The following is a 16,968-nucleotide window of genomic DNA, read 5'->3' as shown; positions in this document are numbered from 1 at the left end:
GTTCCCTTAAAAAGAAGTGGTGTTGTTTCGAACAGATTAGACATCAACAAATCCGTTCGCCATGCGAAAACGCAAAAAAAATGGCCGTACAACAAGTGTACGGCCAGTAACTCTCTTGGGGGAGATGTGCCGGAACATTTAAATGTCCGCCACACCAATACCTTTACCTGTCGATCATCCTCTTCTCTGTGACAGTCGTCACATGAAGACAAAAAAAATCATACAAATACGACCTAATGAATTGACTCACTTAGGAATTCTTCAAGTCGGCGCACATCCGGAACGAAAAGACCGGTCTCAACCTTTGTCACCAGTTGGCGACGGCCAAGTGTGCTCATGACGCGTGCAACGGTTTCACGCGATGTGCTGACGCGCCCGGCGACCTCGGAATGAACCGGAACGGGTGACAAAAGTGCCGAGCCGTTATCGTCACAAACATTGTTGGCACGGCGCAAAATTTCCGCCACGACGCGTTCGTTGGCGCCAAGTGTGCTGACATCAACAATTCTTCGGGTGGAGTTCCTCACAATTCTGGCCAGTTCGCTGATTACGTTCCAGGCGACTGACGGGTGATTTTTGACGACCTTTTCAAAGTTGGCCGGGCTTAAAATACCGACACTGGTATCGTCAACCGCAATCACACAGGCCGAACGCGGCTGCCCATCAATGGCAGAAAGTTGGCCGACACAGCCGCCCGCCCCGATTTCCTCAAGGGTGATTTCACGCCCCGAAAGCGAGTAATTAACGATCCGTACCCGCCCGGACAAAATCAGGTAAACGTCCGAACTATCTGATTCCGGTTCGATAATTTGCGTCCCGGCCGCAAACGTCTTTCGGTTGACGTGGCGTTCGACGTCTGCAATCGCGCTCTCATCGAGATCCGCGAAAATGCCGACCACTGATAATTTAACCATATCCCCCAAGCTTCTCACTACGGTGTTGTTAGTGTCCGGAGCACAGACCCCCTGCGTTCCCTCACATCTTTTACTGTCCCGGACGCAATCATAAGCAAACAACTTCAGACTGACAATCATTGCCAAACCAAAGTCGGACTCCCACATGTGATTGGACAAGATTATGCTGCATGTGCGAACATAATCGAGTTCTTTTTAATCAAGGCATATATTTGCATCGATCCCGCATCGCGAGGAGGCAGGCCATGAGTCCCGAATTGGAGATTTTCCGTCGCAGCCCGACAGGCAAACCCAAAAGTAAACATCCATTGGTGTTTGTACATGGCGCCTATACCGGAGCGTGGTGCTGGAACGAACATTTCCTGACCTGGTTTGCAGATCGCGGCTTTGAGACCGTGGCGTTTTCCTTGCGCGGCCATGGCGGAAGTGGCGGTCGTGAACTGCGCAGCCTTGCATCCATTGACGATTACGTCGAAGACCTTGAAGAGGTTGTCGAGACCCTTGGCAAGAAGCCGGTGCTGATTGGTCATTCGATGGGCGGCTATGTCATTCAGAAATATCTCGAACGCCACAGTGCCGAGGCCGCCGTCCTGATGGCCTCAGTCCCGCCAGAAGGCCTCATTGCCAGCAATGCGATGATGGCAATGGCCCAGCCCGATCTGTTTTTCCATATGTTCTGGCTTCAGGCCATTGGCCCCCATACCCTGCTTCGTGAACGTCTGGGGCGTGCGATGCTGTCGCCTGATATCGCCGAAGATGAAGGCATGATCTATTTCGGGCGGCTCGAAACAGAAAGCCAACGGGCGATTACGGACATGATGGGCGCCAATCCGATCTTCCTGACGAAGGATGAAGCGCCAGCCATGCTGGTCATGGGCGCACGCGACGATGAAATCATCCAGAGCGAGCTGATCCACCACACAGCCAAGCGCTATGGCGCGGATTATGCCCTGATTGACGACATCCACCACGCGATGATGCTCGATCAAAACTGGGAAAAGGTCGCCGAAACCATACTGGAATGGCTACAGGTCAAGCTCGTTAGCCAACAGCGCAGCAAAGGTAACAAGACAGCGGCCTAGGCAACCTACACTGGATTTTTACTGCACATTTGCACCCGCATCTGCCACGATGCGGGTGTTTGCTTTTGAGCGCCCCGACAAACAAAATACCCCGCCAAACAAAATAAAAGGTCTGGAACATGCCCCTTAACGCTCCTGTATCTTTCGAAACAGTCAAACCACGCCCAAGGCTTCTGGCAACCCTTATCGCTGCGGGCTTATGCGCCTTCGTTGGCCAAGGTGCTGTTGCCCAACAAACAACAGACGCCGTTGCGCCTGAGGCAAGCACGGCCGGTTCCTCGTCCGAAATGCGCAAGGCCGCCACTGCCAGCAACTGGATGATCAGTGCTGCCAACCCGCTGGCAGTTGAGGCAGGTGCTAATATCTTGCGATCTGGTGGCAACGCCATCGATGCGATGGTCACCATTCAGACCATGCTTGGCCTTGTCGAGCCACAATCATCCGGGCTTGGGGGCGGCGCATTTTTGGTTTATTTCGATGCAGCTAGTGGAAAGCTGACCACGCTTGATGGCCGCGAAACCGCCCCACTGAACGCAACGCCGACGCTATTCCAGGATGAAAACGGTGAACCGCTTAAGTTTTATGATGCGGTTGTCGGCGGCAGATCGGTTGGCACGCCCGGCACCCCTGCCCTGATGAAGACGGCACACGAAAAGTGGGGGCAACTTCCTTGGAATAGCCTGTTCGATCCGGCAATTGATATCGCCACGACGGGCTTTGAAGTTTCTCCGCGTCTTGCTGCCTTGATCGCTGATGATCAGGAAAAACTCTCACGCGATCCCGAGGCCGAGGGTTATTTCTTTGACAAGGATGGTGCGCCACTTGCTGCTGGTACGCTCCTTCGCAATCCGAAATATGCCAAGACCCTGCAAGATCTGGCGGTCAACGGAACCGTGAATTTCTATCAGGGTCAGATCGCCCAGGACATTGTCGACAAGGTTAAGGGTGCCAGTTGGAACCCCGGTGTCCTGTCACTTGCCGATTTCGCCACGTATCACGTCAAGGAACGCCCGGCCGTCTGTATCGAGTATCGCGATCATGATGTGTGCGGCATGGGACCGCCTTCTTCGGGGGCGCTGACGGTTGGGCAGATCCTTGGACTGCTTGAGCCATATGATATCGCCGCGATGGGCCCCAGTTCTGCACAAAGCTGGCGTTTGATCGGCGATGCATCGCGTTTGGCATTTGCAGATCGCGGGCGCTACATGGCCGATATTGATTTTGTCCCGATGCCATTGACAGGATTGCTTGATAAAACCTATTTGGCGGAACGATCCAAACTGCTTGATAGGGACACCGCGCTTGAAACCGTCGAACCCGGCATGCCGAGCTTTAGCCACGCCATGAAATTGGCCGACGACGAAGCGATTGAACTGCCAAGCACCAGCCATTTCTCGATCGTTGATATCTATGGCAATGCGGTTTCGATGACGACCACCATTGAAAACGGCTTTGGTTCACGCCTGATGGTGAACGGCTTTATGCTCAATAACGAACTGACCGATTTCTCGTTCAAGACCCATTCCGATGGCGTCCCGATTGCCAACGCCTTGGCACCCGGCAAACGCCCGCGTTCATCCATGGCGCCCACCATCGTGATGAAGGACGACAAACCGGTAATTGTCACTGGTTCACCGGGTGGATCGCGCATCATTGGGTATGTGGCACAGTCGCTTATCGGGATGATTGATTGGAACATGTCGCCCAAGGACGCCATCGACATGCCCCATCTGGTCAACCGGTTCGGCACCTTTGACCTTGAGGCTGGAACCGATGCCGAAAACTTGGCCTCGGCACTGGAAGGCATGGGCTTTAAGACCGATATCCGCGACCTTAATTCCGGCATTCATGCCATTATGATCACCGAAGACGGCCTGATTGGCGGGGCTGATTCCCGCCGCGAAGGCATTGTGGTTGGTGAATAAAGACATCCTGCGTAAAGAAAAGAACGGGCAGCCCAACACGGCGCTGCCCGTTCTTTTTTGATGGATGCTATGAACGCCAGCTAGGCTGCAGACATCCAATCGGCCAACAGGCGATAAAGGTCGCGATGGTCGGTCGCAATATGGTGCGCACCGGCATCAAGAAGGTAGTTGGCCGGCGTAATATCGACAAGACCGATGGTTGTCGCACCGGACGCAACACCTGCACGCACGCCGTTCTGGCTGTCATCCACAACAATGCAGTCCTTGATATCGACACCGATTTTCTGTGCGGCCAGCAAAAAGACATCCGGATGCGGTTTAGGGTTTTCGACATCATGTGCCGAGCAAACCCTGCCTTCAAAGCGTTCCTTCAAGCCTACCTTGGCGAGCGACACATCCATCTTGGCATGTGGACCGTTGCTGCCAATCGCAATGGGAATGTTGTTTTCTTCCAGCAGATCAAGCACCGGATCAAGATGTGCGAACGGCGTCAGATCGTAGCGAAAGGCCGTAAACGTGCGTTCGTAACATTCAGACAGCCAGTCTTCTGGCAGTGTGATGCCAAACATCTGTTCCATTTTTGGCGGCACCATCGCCAATGTGCCACCAATGAAAAGATCATGGGTCTTCGCCATATCCATGTCGCAGCCATAATCGCAAAGCTGCTCTGTCAACACGCGACACGCCAGTGTTTCGGTATCAACCAAAACACCATCACAATCAAAGATCACACCCCGAACGACCGGCTTTGCCATTTCCGCCCCCTTACAAACCGGCCAGCTCAGACCAGCGTTCCTCATCATAGGCGACCGTCCGGGTCGATCCGAAATCAACAACCGGACGTTTGATCACGGTCGGATTGGCGGCAAGCACCGCGGCCGCAGCGGCACCGCCCTGCTCCAATGTCGCTTTGTCGTCGTCACCGAGGTTGCGATAACTCGGCCCGCGCTTATTGATCAAAACCTTACCCCTGACTTCATCAAGCCAGGCTTCAATGGTCTTGGCGTCAATACCATCAGCCCGGAAATCATGGAGCTTGTTTTCAATGCCCTTGGCCTCAAACCATTTAAGGGTTTTGCGGACAGTGTCGCAGTTCTTGATGCCGTAAATCGTAACCATATCAAATCCTGTACTTTAATATCTTCGGGATGCTGCCATGCATCGCGCAATCGGTTTTGACCCTAAATCCCGGAACCTATATAAAGACCGCGCTTGGAATACAGCAACCCTCTTCACCCGGCTTTGACAAAAACGGTAAGCAAATGACTGTTAATCGGCGTATTTCCGTCGCCCCGATGATGGATTGGACGGATCGGCATGATCGCTATTTTCTGCGGCAGATCAGTCGTCATACGTTGCTTTATACCGAAATGGTCACCACGGGCGCCATTCTTCACGGCGGCGTGGAACGTCATCTCCGCTATAACGACGCCGAACACCCGGTTGCGCTTCAGCTTGGCGGCAGCGACCCGTCTGATCTGGCGCGCGCCTGCGAAATCGCCAATGACTATGCCTATGATGAAATCAATCTGAATTGCGGTTGCCCGTCTGACCGCGTGCAGAACGGCGCCTTTGGCGCCTGTCTGATGGCGACGCCAGATGTCGTTGCGAAGTGCGTGAAATCGATGATTTCGGCCAGCAACGCCCCGGTCACAGTCAAAAACCGCATCGGCATTGACGATCAGGAAGACTACCCGTCGCTGAAACGCTTTACCGAAACGGTTGCCGAGGCTGGCTGCAAGACTTTCATCGTTCACGCGCGCAAGGCGTGGCTCAAAGGCCTTTCGCCCAAGGAAAACCGAGAAGTTCCGCCGTTAAAGTACGAGTTGGTCTATCAGCTTAAACAGGAATTCCCGGAACTTGAAATTCTGATCAACGGTGGCATCAAGACGCTTGATGAAACCGACGCGCATCTGAAACATGTCGATGGTGTCATGATCGGGCGTGAAGCCTATCAGAACCCTTATGTTCTGGCCGATGTCGACCGGCGTTTTTATGGCGATGACGCCAAGCCCCTGAGCCGCCATCAGGTGGTTGAGGCCATGCTGCCCTATATCGAAGAACACCTGAAAGAAGAACATGGCACCATTGGCCATGTCACCCGCCATATGCTGGGCCTGTTCCAGCAAATGCGCGGTGCAAAACAATGGCGCCGTTATCTGAGCGAAAATGCCCATCGCAAAGGTGCAGGTACGGAAGTCGTACGCGAAGCCCTGGCCCTTGTCCCCGAACAGGATGACGAGGTCCTGTCTGCATGACAGCAAACGATGTCACCAGGCCAGCAGAGGGTGATGAACCAAGACCTGCTGGTGAAATAACCTGGCAGGATGGCAATGTGCCGTTCTCTCCGCATTTTGGTGATATCTATTTCAATCCCAAGGATGGGCTTGCTGAAACGCGCTATGTGTTTCTTGAGGGCAACAACCTTCCATCTGCCTGGCAGGACCGCGAAAACTTTGTCATTGGCGAAACCGGCTTTGGCACTGGACTGAACTTTTTGGCCGCTTGGCAATGCTGGGGCACTGATCCCAAACGATCCAGACGCCTGCATTTCGTTTCCGTTGAAAAATACCCGCTGTCGCGCGATGACATGATCCGCGCACACCAGAGCTGGCCGGAACTATCGCAATATTCCAAACAGCTTGCCGAAATCTGGCCGCATGAAACCATGTTGCCCGGTGTGCACCGTTTTTCCCTTGCCGATGGCAATGTCAGTCTGACACTTTTGATCGGCGATGCGATTGAATGCTGGTATGGCTATGACGGGAATATTGATTGCTGGTTTCTTGATGGCTTTGCGCCCTCGCGCAATCCCGATATGTGGCATCCGGACCTGTTTGCTGCACTTGCTGGCGCGTCCAACCGGCGTGTTGCAAGCCTTGCGACTTTTACTGCCGCACGCATTGCTCGTGACGGCCTGGAAAGTGCCGGATTTGCAATCAGCAAGCGCAAAGGGTTTGCCTATAAACGCGACATGATCACGGCAACGCTTCCGGCATCGATTGGTGACAACGACGATACGCCGGACCTGTTTGAAATCGCCGATGATCCTTGGTTTAACCTGCCCCGTCCCAAGGAAACCAAATCTGTCGCCGTTATCGGTGGGGGACTTGCCGGTTCGGCCTGCGCGGATGCCTTAAACGCACGTGGCGTTGCCGTAACCCTTTTTGAAAAGGCCGATCAACTGGCCAGCGCGGCATCGGGCAATCCGATTGGCATGTTGGAGCCCTATCTGACCGTTGATGATGCCATCATGGGCCGGTTTTATGAGGCTGGTTACCGCTTCAGCCATCGCAAGATCAAAAAACTCGCCGATCATGGATTGGTCGAGGCTGATTTCTGCGGCGTGATTGATCTAGCCACCAGTGTCCGCAAACGTGAACGGCTTGATGGCCTGATCGCGCGTCTTGGCGACAAACCCGACCTTGTCGAGGCGCTTGACCGTGATCAGGCCTCAGAACGATTTGGCCTGCCCTTGCCCTATGGCGGTGTTTTTTATCCATCCGCCGGCTGGGTTAATCCGCCGTCGGTGGTGCGGGCCTTTTCTGATGGCATAGATATTCGGTTTTCAACAACCATCACGGCCATTGGCGATGCTGAACAAGGCAAAGTCCTGACCAATGAAAACGGGGATTCCTATGGGCCGTTTGATGCCGTTATCATCGCTGGCGCGCTTGAAACGCAAATGCTGTCTCAGACAAGCTGGCTTAGAGATCACCTGAACCCTGTTCGTGGTCAGATCAGTTTTCTGCCAGAAGAAATCGTGGCAAACCTTGGCAATGGTTCCGTCATCAAATGCGTTCTGAGCCACAAGGGCTACATCACACCAGCGCGCGATGGCCTGCATGTATTTGGGGCTACCTTCGGGCGTGACGATGCGCAGACGAACCTGCGCGAAGATGACCACGCATTTAACATTTCCCAGCTTGGCAAAGTCCTGCCCGATGTTGCGGCGAAGATCTCGCCTGACATGCTTCAAGGCCGTGCATCCTTGCGCACGACAACCGCGGATCACCTGCCCCTGATCGGTCCTGCGCCGGATTTTGACGCCTATCTTGCGTCATATGGCGACATCGACAAGGGCAAAAAAGGCGCGCGATATATCGATGCGCCCTACCACAAAGACGTGTATATCTGTACCGGTTTCGGGGCCCGCGGACTGATTGGCGCCCCGCTTGCCGCCGAGATTCTTGCCAGTGAGATTTGCGATATGCCCCTGCCTCTGGAAAAAGTGCTGATGGATGCCATTCATCCGGCGCGTTTTATCATTCGCGGCCTCAAACGTCGGCAACTCACCGCATGAACACGCCAAACGCCACACCATCATTGAAACCGTCACCGGCCACCGATCCCGACCGGATGAAAACGGCAGCAACACTGGCCTTGTTCTTTTCGGGACTATTCCTGATTCAGGGTGTTTTTCTGCCTTATTGGCCGGTCTGGTTGAAGTCCCAGGGGTTATCGGCGGCCGAAATTGGCATCCTGCTTTCGCTGCCGAACTGGGTGCGCGTCTTTGCCGATCCGTTGATTGCCCAACGTGCTGATCGCACCGGGAACCGCAAGACGCCAATGCTGTGGCTTGCTGGCATATATGTGATTTCCATTCTGGCCTTCCCGCTTTCAAGTGATTTTTGGTGGCTTGCGGGCCTTTCAGTCGTTATCGGCTTTACGTTCTCACCGTTACTGCCGCTTGGAACGACCATCACGGTCCATGAATGCAAGGCGCGCGAGCTTGATTATGGGCGCGTTCGACTATGGGGGTCGCTTGCCTTTATTCTGGCCTCTTATGGTGCGGGCTGGGTTCTGGATGGAACATCGACGGAATGGATCGTCTGGATGCTGTTCGTTGCCGGGATCGTGAATTTTGCCATTACGACCCGTATGCCCGACCCGCAAACTGACCGCCCGCTCAGATCCGGTTCATCGCTGATCTATCTGCTGCGCAAACCGGTTTTTCTGATCTATCTCGCCTGCATCGGGTTTGCCCAGGGTGCTCATGGCACTTACTACGCCTTTGCGTCAGTCCATTGGGAATCAGCCGGTTACTCGCATGAAATGATTGGCGTTTTCTGGTCAATTGGTGTGATTGCCGAGATAGTTCTGTTTGCCGTCGCCGGGCGGTTTGTCCGTGGACGCCATCCGGGTATCTTGTTTGCGATTGGTGCGGGATCGGGAATTTTACGCTGGATTGTACTGGGTACAACCGACAATCTATGGTTGATTATCTTGGTTCAACCCCTTCATGCGATGACATTCGGGATCACACATTTGGCCGCCGTCAGTTTTATCGCCCGTGCCATACCCCAACAACTTGCCACCTCGGCACAAAGCCTGATGGCAACACTGTCCATGGGCGTCTTCCTTGGCAGCAGCATCTGGATTTCCGGCCCGCTGTATGAGCAGTTCGGATCGCAGGTCTATTACCTGATGGCGTTATTTTCGGCGATTTCTGTGGTGTTTGCGATTGTGCTTACGCAAACCTGGCGCGGAGAGGATCAGACCTTTTGCAACTGATTAAACTTACCGGCACCGATAGAAACACAATAATTTTGAACTCAAAGGGGCCTTTGATATGACCTCGATGCCGTTCTCTCTAAGAATGCGCCGCTTGAAACTTGGTTTGAAAACACTGATTGGCGCTGAGCCTGCCGGCTATTTCATCCCTTACCGCTATGCCAGCGAGACGGCAAAGGCCGTGGGGCGCCCAACATACCCGGCAATCGAAACCATGATGGACACGGCCGCCCCCACCATGAAGGCGTGGCTGACCAAGGCCGCAAAGTATCAGGAGGCGTTTGCGAGTTTCGGCAATGCCACCCCGCCGGAGCCGCGCTGGCAACAAAGCTGGTTTCCGCGCCTTGATGGCATGATGGCCTATGTCTTTACCCGTGAATTTCGCCCGGACCGGATCATTGAAATCGGTTCGGGTCATTCAACACGGTTTTATTACCGGGCGATCAAGGACGGCGAACTCGATACGGCATTTCATGCGATTGATCCGGCGCCACGCGCTGATATCGCAAAGCTTCCGATCACCGTCGAACGCACCATCGTGCAAAAGGCCGATCCATCGGTTTTCACAACCCTGACCGGTGCGGATTTCCTGTCGATCGATTCAAGTCACATCCTGATGCCCGGCACCGATGTTGACATGCTGTTTTCATCGGTCATCCCAACCCTGCCGAGCGGGGCGATCATCCATGTCCACGACATCACCCTGCCCGATGACTATCCGGAAATCTGGCAATGGCGCGGATATAACGAACAACAAGGTGTCGCAGCGCTTCTGGCAGGCAGTGGATTTGAAATCATGTGGTCAAGCGCCTATGCCACCACCCGCATGCGTGAAGAGGTCGATCAATCGATTGCCAATGGCATTCACCTGCCTGATGGGGCACATGAAACAAGTCTGTGGCTGCGAAAGAAGTAGGCGGACTCAGCCTTTGGGGTGTCTGAAAACAAGGTCATCTGGATCAGGACGGGCGGCATTCTGATCCAGAACTGCGCCAAGACGGTTTGCCAGGACAAGTGATCGATCATTTTCTGGTGCGATGTAGCTTACAAGCGTTGGCAAGCCGCGCGCGTTAAACGCCCAATCACTCAAGGCCGTTGCTGCCTCAAACGCATATCCCTTGCCTTCTGCATCTGGATACACAAGCCAACCTAGTTCATATTCAGGGAACGGCGGCCCAAAATTGATGCCCACTTGACCAACGCAGTGACCGGTCGATTTCTCATCGATCATCAGCGCACCAACGCTGAAAAAATCCCATTGTGCAGCATCGCGACAAAACATCGCCCAAGCACCCTCAGCATCATATGGGCCGCCCATGTGTGCTGAGCGCTTTGACGCAAGCATGGATACGTAATCCGGCCAGTCGTCAAACGACATCCTGCGCAAGATCAGGCGTTCGGTCTCAATCCTAGGGACCTTAGACGACATAATCCGCTCAGTTCTTGTAGGGATCAGCTGCATCCCGTAGACCATCGCCAAGGAAGTTAAAGGCGAGCACCACGACAACAACCGGGACAACCGGCAACATCAGCCAGGGATAAACCGCGACCGCATTGATGTTTTGCGCTTCATTGAGCAACACGCCCCAACTGGTCACTGGCGCGCGCAGTCCCAGCCCAAGGAAGCTAAGTGCGGTTTCACCAAGGATCATGTTCGGGATCGACAGCGTCACGGAGGCGATCAGGTGGCTGGCAAAGTTCGGCAGCAAGTGACGTGCAATAATCCGTTTGGGCTTTGCCCCCATCAGCCTTGCCGCCAGTGCATAGTCCTCTTCACGAAGCGCCAGCAGTTTCGATCGAACCGCGCGTGCAAGCCCCGTCCAGTCAATCAGACCAAGGATAATCGTGATCCCGAAATAAATTAAGATCGGGCTCCAGGTCACGGGCAATGCCGCCGAAAGTGCCATCCAAAGCGGAATTTCCGGCAAGGAACGGATGACTTCAATCGCGCGCTGGGCTGTTGAATCAACCCAGCCACCGTAATACCCAGCCGCACCGCCAATCAGGATACCAAGAAGGAAACTGACGGAAATACCCACCAGACCAATGGTCAGCGAAACCCGCGCGCCATAGATCATTCGTGACAACATGTCCCGACCAAGCCTGTCGGTGCCAAACATGAACAGCGTACCGTCTTCAGACGGGCAGACGAAATGGAAGTCCATATCGATCATGCCCCAGAATTCATACTCATCCCCCGAACAGAAGAAGCGCAATGGCTCTATCCGGTCCGGATTGACCGTGTAAGTCGGTTTGAGCGTTTCCATATTGACGGAGAAATCTGTGCCATAGGTAAAAGGCCCGACAAATTCGCCGTCATGGAACAGGTGAATACCCTGCGGCGGGTGATGGATATATTCCGAATTGCGGGTTTCCTGCGCATAGGGTGCTATGAACTCGACGATAAAGACCGACGCGTACATGATCGCCAGAACAATCAGTGAAAAATACGCCAGCCGGTGCCGTTTCAAACGCCACCACATCAATTGCCATTGCGAGGCAAGGAAATACTTTTCCTGCTCAGGCGTCAGTTCCTCGCGATCCCAGGGATCAAACGGTGCTGAATCAACAAAATGTTCGTTGCGCTTTTCGGTTTCCTTGCTCAATTCCCGACCCCTCCCTGCAGGCGAATGCGCGGGTCAAGCCAGGCAAGCAGAACATCGGAAACAAACATGCCGACAACCGTCAAAAGGGCCAAGAACATCAGGAAGGAACCAGCCAGATACATGTCCTGACTTTGCAGTGCCGTAAGCAACATCGGCCCCGTTGTCGGCAATGACATCACCACCGACACCAGAACCGAGCCCGACACCACCTGTGGCAGGATGTTACCGATATCGGCGATGAACGGGTTAAGTGCCATGCGCAAAGGATATTTGAACAGTACCTTGGTCGGTGACAGGCCCTTCGCGTGGGCTGTAACCACATATTGCTTGCCCAGTTCATCAAGCAGGTTGGCGCGCAGACGGCGGATCATGGCGGCTGTCCCGGATGTCCCGATCACCACGACCGGTGCCCAAAGATGTTCAACGACCGACATCATCTTGGCCAAGGACCAGCCTTGATTGATGTATTCAGGGTCCATCAGACCACCGATCGATGTTCCGAAAACGACGTTTGCGTAATAAAGCAGGATCAGAGCAAACAGGAAGTTCGGCATGGCAAGCCCAAGGAAGCCAAGTAAAGTGAACCCGTAGTCGCCCCAGCTATATTGCCGAGTTGCGGAATAGATCCCGATGGGGAAGCTGACGATATAAATGAAGATCACCGTGCTGAAATTCAGCACCAGCGACAGCCAAAGCCGATCACCAACCACATCACTCACAGGCAGGTTATACTCAAACGAGAAACCGAGATCGCCTTGCAGCAGCCCCCAGGCCCATTCGGCGTATTGAATATAGATTGGCTGATCAAGGCCGTACTGGCGTTTGAGAAACTCGATCTTTGCCGGGTCGACGGCCTCGCCCTGGGCTTGAAGCTCGTTGAGATACGTGGTCAGAAAGTCGCCGGGTGGCAGCTGAATGATGACAAACACCAGCACGCTGATCATAAACAGCGTGGGTATCATCACGAAAAGCCGTCTTGCCAGATAAGTCAGCATCGGCGCTGTTGCTCCCCGAGGATGTATTACGCCATTCCCTCAACGACGTAAAACAACACGTTTTTAGTTAAAAGATTACCGATCCCACCAGAAGGTATCAGGTCGGTAAATCCCAAAGAACGCGCCCGGCTCCCAGCTATGGATGCCTTTTTTGGGCACGTTGCGCATGTCCTTGTCGATAACGACCGGTTGCGGCACGTTGCCGATCAAACCAATGGAGAACATGTTTTCCGAATTGATATCGAGAATGGCCTGCCATGCTTGTTTCTGGCCCGCTTCATTGCTGGTTTGCCACTTGCGATACTGTTCCATGAGTTCCTTGGCGGCTGGCATATCGGGCGCTTCACCCGCCTCGCTGTCCGTTTGATAATACTGCCCCCATTTCGGCCATTGCAGGCTGTCTTGCAGGACAGGAACGAATTCATCAGGGGCAGTGTTGGGCGTTGCCAGGCCGTTATCAATACCGTTGAAAATCGACATGATCGTCTCGCCGGTATAGGCACGGTTGCGCATCACTTCGCGCTGCAGGCCCTTGACGAACAGCTTGATGCCAACCTGACGCCAACTGTCGCCAACCAGTTCAAGCATGTCGTCATGTTCGGGGTTTTCCCCGGACGTCTCGACAATGATTTCCATCTGGCGTCCATCAGGCAAAAGACGGATACCTTCGCCATTGCGTTCATCCAGCCCCATTGCATCAAGCAGTTGGTTTGCGGCCTTGACGTCGAAATCGGTATAGCTTTCGCGATATTCCGGTTTGAATAACGGGCTTTTTGGCAAAACGGTATTGTTGGTCGGTTGCGCCAGACCAAAGAACATGACCCGGTTAATTTCGGTGCGGTTGATCGCCAAGGATAACGCGCGGCGGAAACGGACATCGCGCAGAACTTCGCGCCAGACCGGATCGCTGCAGGTCAGGTTGGGATACAATGCGGCATAAGCCCCTGCCCCGACATCCCAAAGACGCACATCATAGTTCTGATTGGCTTCGGATTGCTTCAGGAACGTATAGTCCTTAAGCGACAGAATCCTGCTTTGCAGGTCGACCTCGCCCGCGCCGACTTTGGCCGGGACCAGCTTTGCGTTCGAGATATTGAAGATCATCCGATCGATGTAAGGAAGCTGGTTACCTTCCGGATCGACGCGGTGATAATACGGGTTGCGCACGAAGACGAAGCGATCCGACGGCTCCTCTGTCGTGATCAGCCATGGCTCCAGCGACGGGCGATGAATGTTGGAAAGCTTGTAGGGACGATCAATGTCCGTATGCAACACAGCCCAGCTACGCAGACCGCGTTCTTCAACCATCGCCTGGAGTTCGTCCGCATCACGATAATTCTCGTGGAACTGTTTCAGATAGTGCGCCGGACGATAAATAAATGGCGGACGGGTTGCGGCCAGTTCGGTCAGGAAAAACGGGTTTGGCTGTGACCAGCTGTAGCGAACTGTATATTCGTCAAGAATTTCAAAGGTTGCCGGTTCATTCCCGACAAACAGGAAACGCGGCGGCCCGACCGGAAACAATTCATCATTATTGACGATATCTTCCCAGTAATAGCGAAAATCCTCGGCCGTGAACGGCTCGCCATCGGACCATTTGTGACCTTTGCGGATATGCAACGTGAAGACATTGCCTTCTTCATTCACATCGAGCGCTTCAAGGATGTCTGGGCGCAGGTTCAGATCCTGATCATAGCCGATCAAGCGGGCATAGCCGTAGACAACCGCCATACGGATATCTTTGGACCGCCCCATGATGGTGACAAATTCCCCACCATATTTGCCGATTTCCTTACCCTCACCCGCAAAGTCAATCACATGCGGATGTTCTGGCAGGCGGTCATTCATCGCAGGCAAAGACCCGCTTGCGACCGCATCCTCGAAATAAGGGACTTCTGCATGCGCCGGTGCGACCAAGACACTTGCCGCCAGAAAACCTGTCGTCATCACAAGGCCGGAAAAGGCACGATGCATTCTAGACATCGACGGGTTTAAAATACTGATCATATGGCGATCTCCGTAAAATCGGCACGTTCGGCACGAACAAAGTGATCTTCTGCGACCTGCATCATCTTGGGCTCACTGGACTGGTTGATCGTGAACGGAGCTGGCCAGCGGGACGGATCAGATGCCTTGCCATCCATTATCTTGTCAAAATCAAGCAGGTGATCCAGATCGGCAAACGGCACGGCATGCAGCAAAGCCTGCGTGTAAGGATGCATCGGGTTCTTAAACAGCACTTCGCGTGGTGCGGACTCAACAATCCGCCCGGCACACATCACGGCAATCCTGTCTGCAACGTAATCCACGACCGCAAGATTGTGTGATATGAACAGATAGGTCAAATTAAGATCGCGCTGCAAATCTTTTAAAAGATTAAGTATTTGCGCCTGAACCGACACATCAAGTGCCGATGTCGGCTCATCGAAAATCAACAAGTCCGGCTTCAGGCTGAGCGCACGTGCGATCCCGATGCGCTGGCGCTGCCCGCCGGAAAAACTATGCGGATACCGGTTCAGAAAACGCGGATCAAGACCAACCAGGTCCATCAGTTCCAGCACCATTTTCTGTCGATAGTTACTATCCCCGACACTGTGAATCAGCATGGGTTCGGTGATGATATCCTGAACCGTCATCCGCGGATTAAGCGATCCGAACGGGTCCTGAAAAACAAATTGTATCCGCTTTCGGTACGGATTGAGCTGATCTTCATCAAGCCCTGTTAATTCAGTCATCTGCCCGCTTTCACCGCGAAACAGAATGGAACCTTCATCCGGGCTCATCGCGCGCATGATCAGTTTTGAAAGGGTTGTTTTGCCACAACCACTTTCGCCCACCAGACCAACGCATTCGCCGCGATTAACCGTCAATGAGACGTCGGAAACTGCGGGCACAAGGCGCTCTTCGGATTTGATCCAGTTACCCTTGCGCGTGGTAAAGCTTTTGCTGAGATGGCGAACTGCCAGAACCGGTTCGCTTGCCATGGTCGGGTGCAGGGCCAAAGTTGCCGGAACATCGGATGTATTTTGTTGTGCGTTGCCATCACCTGCGCTGGCAAGTAGACTGCCGGTTTTCGGCTTGATCTCGCGCAGCGGACGCAATCTTTCGTCCGGTCCCATGTCAAAGTGCGGAACCGCCGCCAGCAATGATCGTGTATAGGTATGGCCAGGATTGATGAACACATCATCTGTTTTGCCAGCCTCGACCACCCGCCCGTCATAAATCACCACCATCCGGTCTGCCATATTGGCAACCACGCCAAGGTCATGGGTGATCAACAGAACCGACATCTGCAATTCTGCCTGAACTTCCTTGATCAGACGCAGAATTTGCGCCTGAATGGTTACATCGAGCGCGGTTGTCGGTTCATCCGCAATCAGCAAGGCCGGACGGCACACCAGTGCCATCGCAATCATCGCGCGCTGGCGCAGGCCACCGGAAAGTTCGAATGGATAAGTTTTCAGTGAACGCTTGGGCTGCGGGAAGCCGACCAGTGTCAGCATTTCAACGGCAAGTTCACGCGCCTCGGCCGATCCGACCTTGCGATGAAGTTTCACCGCCTCACATATCTGATCGCCAATGGTATGGAGCGGCGACAGGGAACTCATCGGTTCCTGAAAAATCATCGAAATCCGGCCACCGCGAATGGCGCGCATGTCAGAGCCCGACCGATCCAGCATGGCGATATTCACCCGGGTTCCGGGCTTTTTCGGATCTGCAAAGATGATAGATCCTTTGGTGACCTGGGCCACCTTTGGCAACAGGCCCATGATTGCCTGCGAAATGGTGCTTTTGCCCGATCCCGACTCACCAACCAGTGCCACGGTTTCCTGCGCACCGATGCGAAAGCTTACATTTTCAACTGCCTTGACACGCATGTGCGGCAGTACGAATTCAACTTTCAGATCCTTGATGCGCAGAATATCGGTCAT

14 protein-coding genes are annotated in these 16,968 nt (G+C 53.9%); 6 read left to right on the top strand and 8 right to left on the bottom strand.

The window, feature by feature from the left end:
* Window positions 1-233 precede the first annotated feature (233 nt).
* A complete protein-coding gene (locus DY252_RS11465; RefSeq protein ID WP_008890792.1) occupies window positions 234-914 on the bottom strand; it encodes a Crp/Fnr family transcriptional regulator in 681 nt (226 codons plus the stop codon).
* Between the two features lie 245 nt (window positions 915-1,159).
* Here DY252_RS11465 and DY252_RS11460 point away from each other — a divergent pair, with 245 nt between their 5' ends.
* Both DY252_RS11460 and ggt read left to right on the top strand, forming a co-directional pair.
* Window positions 1,160-1,996, top strand: a complete 837-nt coding sequence (locus DY252_RS11460) for an alpha/beta hydrolase (RefSeq protein ID WP_064789621.1) — start codon at window positions 1,160-1,162, stop codon at window positions 1,994-1,996.
* Between the two features lie 119 nt (window positions 1,997-2,115).
* On the top strand, window positions 2,116-3,921 hold the full coding sequence (gene ggt, locus DY252_RS11455) for a gamma-glutamyltransferase (RefSeq protein ID WP_064789620.1): 1,806 nt from the start codon (window positions 2,116-2,118) through the stop codon (window positions 3,919-3,921).
* An 80-nt stretch (window positions 3,922-4,001) separates the two neighbouring features.
* Here ggt and DY252_RS11450 read toward each other — a convergent pair whose 3' ends face one another.
* Window positions 4,002-4,676 (bottom strand): HAD family hydrolase, encoded by a 675-nt coding sequence (locus tag DY252_RS11450; protein WP_064789619.1) that lies wholly within the window; start codon window positions 4,674-4,676, stop codon window positions 4,002-4,004.
* A gap of 10 nt (window positions 4,677-4,686) precedes the next feature.
* Complete coding sequence (locus DY252_RS11445) at window positions 4,687-5,040, bottom strand: ArsC/Spx/MgsR family protein (protein ID WP_064789618.1); 354 nt, start codon at window positions 5,038-5,040, stop codon at window positions 4,687-4,689.
* A 143-nt stretch (window positions 5,041-5,183) separates the two neighbouring features.
* Between DY252_RS11445 and dusA the strand changes: the two genes are divergently transcribed.
* Genes dusA through DY252_RS11425 form a run of 4 tightly spaced genes read left to right on the top strand, consistent with a single transcriptional unit; the run spans window position 5,184 to window position 10,351 of the window.
* A complete protein-coding gene (dusA, locus tag DY252_RS11440) occupies window positions 5,184-6,179 on the top strand; it encodes a tRNA dihydrouridine(20/20a) synthase DusA (RefSeq protein ID WP_064789696.1) in 996 nt (331 codons plus the stop codon).
* Entirely contained in the window at window positions 6,176-8,224 is a 2,049-nt protein-coding gene (mnmC, locus tag DY252_RS11435; RefSeq protein ID WP_064789617.1) for a bifunctional tRNA (5-methylaminomethyl-2-thiouridine)(34)-methyltransferase MnmC2/FAD-dependent 5-carboxymethylaminomethyl-2-thiouridine(34) oxidoreductase MnmC1, read from the top strand. The genes dusA and mnmC overlap by 4 nt, the downstream gene beginning before the upstream one ends.
* Window positions 8,221-9,435 carry a 3-phenylpropionate MFS transporter gene (locus tag DY252_RS11430; protein ID WP_064789616.1) on the top strand — a complete coding sequence of 405 codons (1,215 nt, stop codon included), beginning with the start codon at window positions 8,221-8,223 and terminating at the stop codon, window positions 9,433-9,435. The genes mnmC and DY252_RS11430 overlap by 4 nt, the downstream gene beginning before the upstream one ends.
* A 58-nt stretch (window positions 9,436-9,493) precedes the next feature.
* Window positions 9,494-10,351: a class I SAM-dependent methyltransferase gene (locus tag DY252_RS11425; protein ID WP_064789615.1), complete on the top strand. Its 858-nt coding sequence runs from the start codon at window positions 9,494-9,496 to the stop codon at window positions 10,349-10,351.
* Window positions 10,352-10,357: 6 nt separating this feature from the next.
* On the opposite strand, the gene DY252_RS11420 is transcribed toward DY252_RS11425, so the two are convergent.
* The 5 genes from DY252_RS11420 to DY252_RS11400 form a co-directional block, all read right to left on the bottom strand.
* On the bottom strand, window positions 10,358-10,864 hold the full coding sequence (locus DY252_RS11420; protein ID WP_064789614.1) for a GNAT family N-acetyltransferase: 507 nt from the start codon (window positions 10,862-10,864) through the stop codon (window positions 10,358-10,360).
* 7 nt (window positions 10,865-10,871) lie between these two features.
* Window positions 10,872-12,041 carry an ABC transporter permease gene (locus DY252_RS11415; RefSeq protein WP_063089835.1) on the bottom strand — a complete coding sequence of 390 codons (1,170 nt, stop codon included), beginning with the start codon at window positions 12,039-12,041 and terminating at the stop codon, window positions 10,872-10,874.
* Entirely contained in the window at window positions 12,038-13,036 is a 999-nt protein-coding gene (locus tag DY252_RS11410) for an ABC transporter permease (protein ID WP_063089838.1), read from the bottom strand. Before DY252_RS11410 ends, DY252_RS11415 begins: the two co-directional genes overlap by 4 nt.
* A gap of 75 nt (window positions 13,037-13,111) precedes the next feature.
* Complete coding sequence (locus DY252_RS11405; protein WP_082923538.1) at window positions 13,112-15,043, bottom strand: ABC transporter substrate-binding protein; 1,932 nt, start codon at window positions 15,041-15,043, stop codon at window positions 13,112-13,114.
* A complete protein-coding gene (locus DY252_RS11400; protein ID WP_064789612.1) occupies window positions 15,040-16,968 on the bottom strand; it encodes an ABC transporter ATP-binding protein in 1,929 nt (642 codons plus the stop codon). The genes DY252_RS11405 and DY252_RS11400 overlap by 4 nt, the downstream gene beginning before the upstream one ends.

Source organism: Thalassospira indica, assembly GCF_003403095.1.
In the GTDB taxonomy this organism is placed as follows: domain Bacteria; phylum Pseudomonadota; class Alphaproteobacteria; order Rhodospirillales; family Thalassospiraceae; genus Thalassospira; species Thalassospira indica.
The sequence above is the reverse complement of the archived record's forward strand: the minus strand, read 5'-3'. Positions and strand labels throughout refer to the sequence as shown.

Excerpts from the sequence above, each read along its gene's own strand:
- DY252_RS11445 (WP_064789618.1), bottom strand. The coding sequence starts at position 5,040 with ATGGTTACGATTTACGGCATCAAGAACTGCGACACTGTCCGCAAAACC.
- DY252_RS11460 (WP_064789621.1), top strand. The coding sequence starts at position 1,160 with ATGAGTCCCGAATTGGAGATTTTCCGTCGCAGCCCGACAGGCAAACCC.
- DY252_RS11410 (WP_063089838.1), bottom strand. The coding sequence starts at position 13,036 with ATGCTGACTTATCTGGCAAGACGGCTTTTCGTGATGATACCCACGCTG.
- DY252_RS11465 (WP_008890792.1), bottom strand. The coding sequence starts at position 914 with ATGGTTAAATTATCAGTGGTCGGCATTTTCGCGGATCTCGATGAGAGC.
- DY252_RS11400 (WP_064789612.1), bottom strand. The coding sequence starts at position 16,968 with ATGACCGATATTCTGCGCATCAAGGATCTGAAAGTTGAATTCGTACTG.
- mnmC (WP_064789617.1), top strand. The coding sequence starts at position 6,176 with ATGACAGCAAACGATGTCACCAGGCCAGCAGAGGGTGATGAACCAAGA.
- DY252_RS11450 (WP_064789619.1), bottom strand. The coding sequence starts at position 4,676 with ATGGCAAAGCCGGTCGTTCGGGGTGTGATCTTTGATTGTGATGGTGTT.
- DY252_RS11420 (WP_064789614.1), bottom strand. The coding sequence starts at position 10,864 with ATGTCGTCTAAGGTCCCTAGGATTGAGACCGAACGCCTGATCTTGCGC.
- DY252_RS11430 (WP_064789616.1), top strand. The coding sequence starts at position 8,221 with ATGAACACGCCAAACGCCACACCATCATTGAAACCGTCACCGGCCACC.
- ggt (WP_064789620.1), top strand. The coding sequence starts at position 2,116 with ATGCCCCTTAACGCTCCTGTATCTTTCGAAACAGTCAAACCACGCCCA.
- DY252_RS11425 (WP_064789615.1), top strand. The coding sequence starts at position 9,494 with ATGACCTCGATGCCGTTCTCTCTAAGAATGCGCCGCTTGAAACTTGGT.
- dusA (WP_064789696.1), top strand. The coding sequence starts at position 5,184 with ATGACTGTTAATCGGCGTATTTCCGTCGCCCCGATGATGGATTGGACG.
- DY252_RS11405 (WP_082923538.1), bottom strand. The coding sequence starts at position 15,043 with ATGATCAGTATTTTAAACCCGTCGATGTCTAGAATGCATCGTGCCTTT.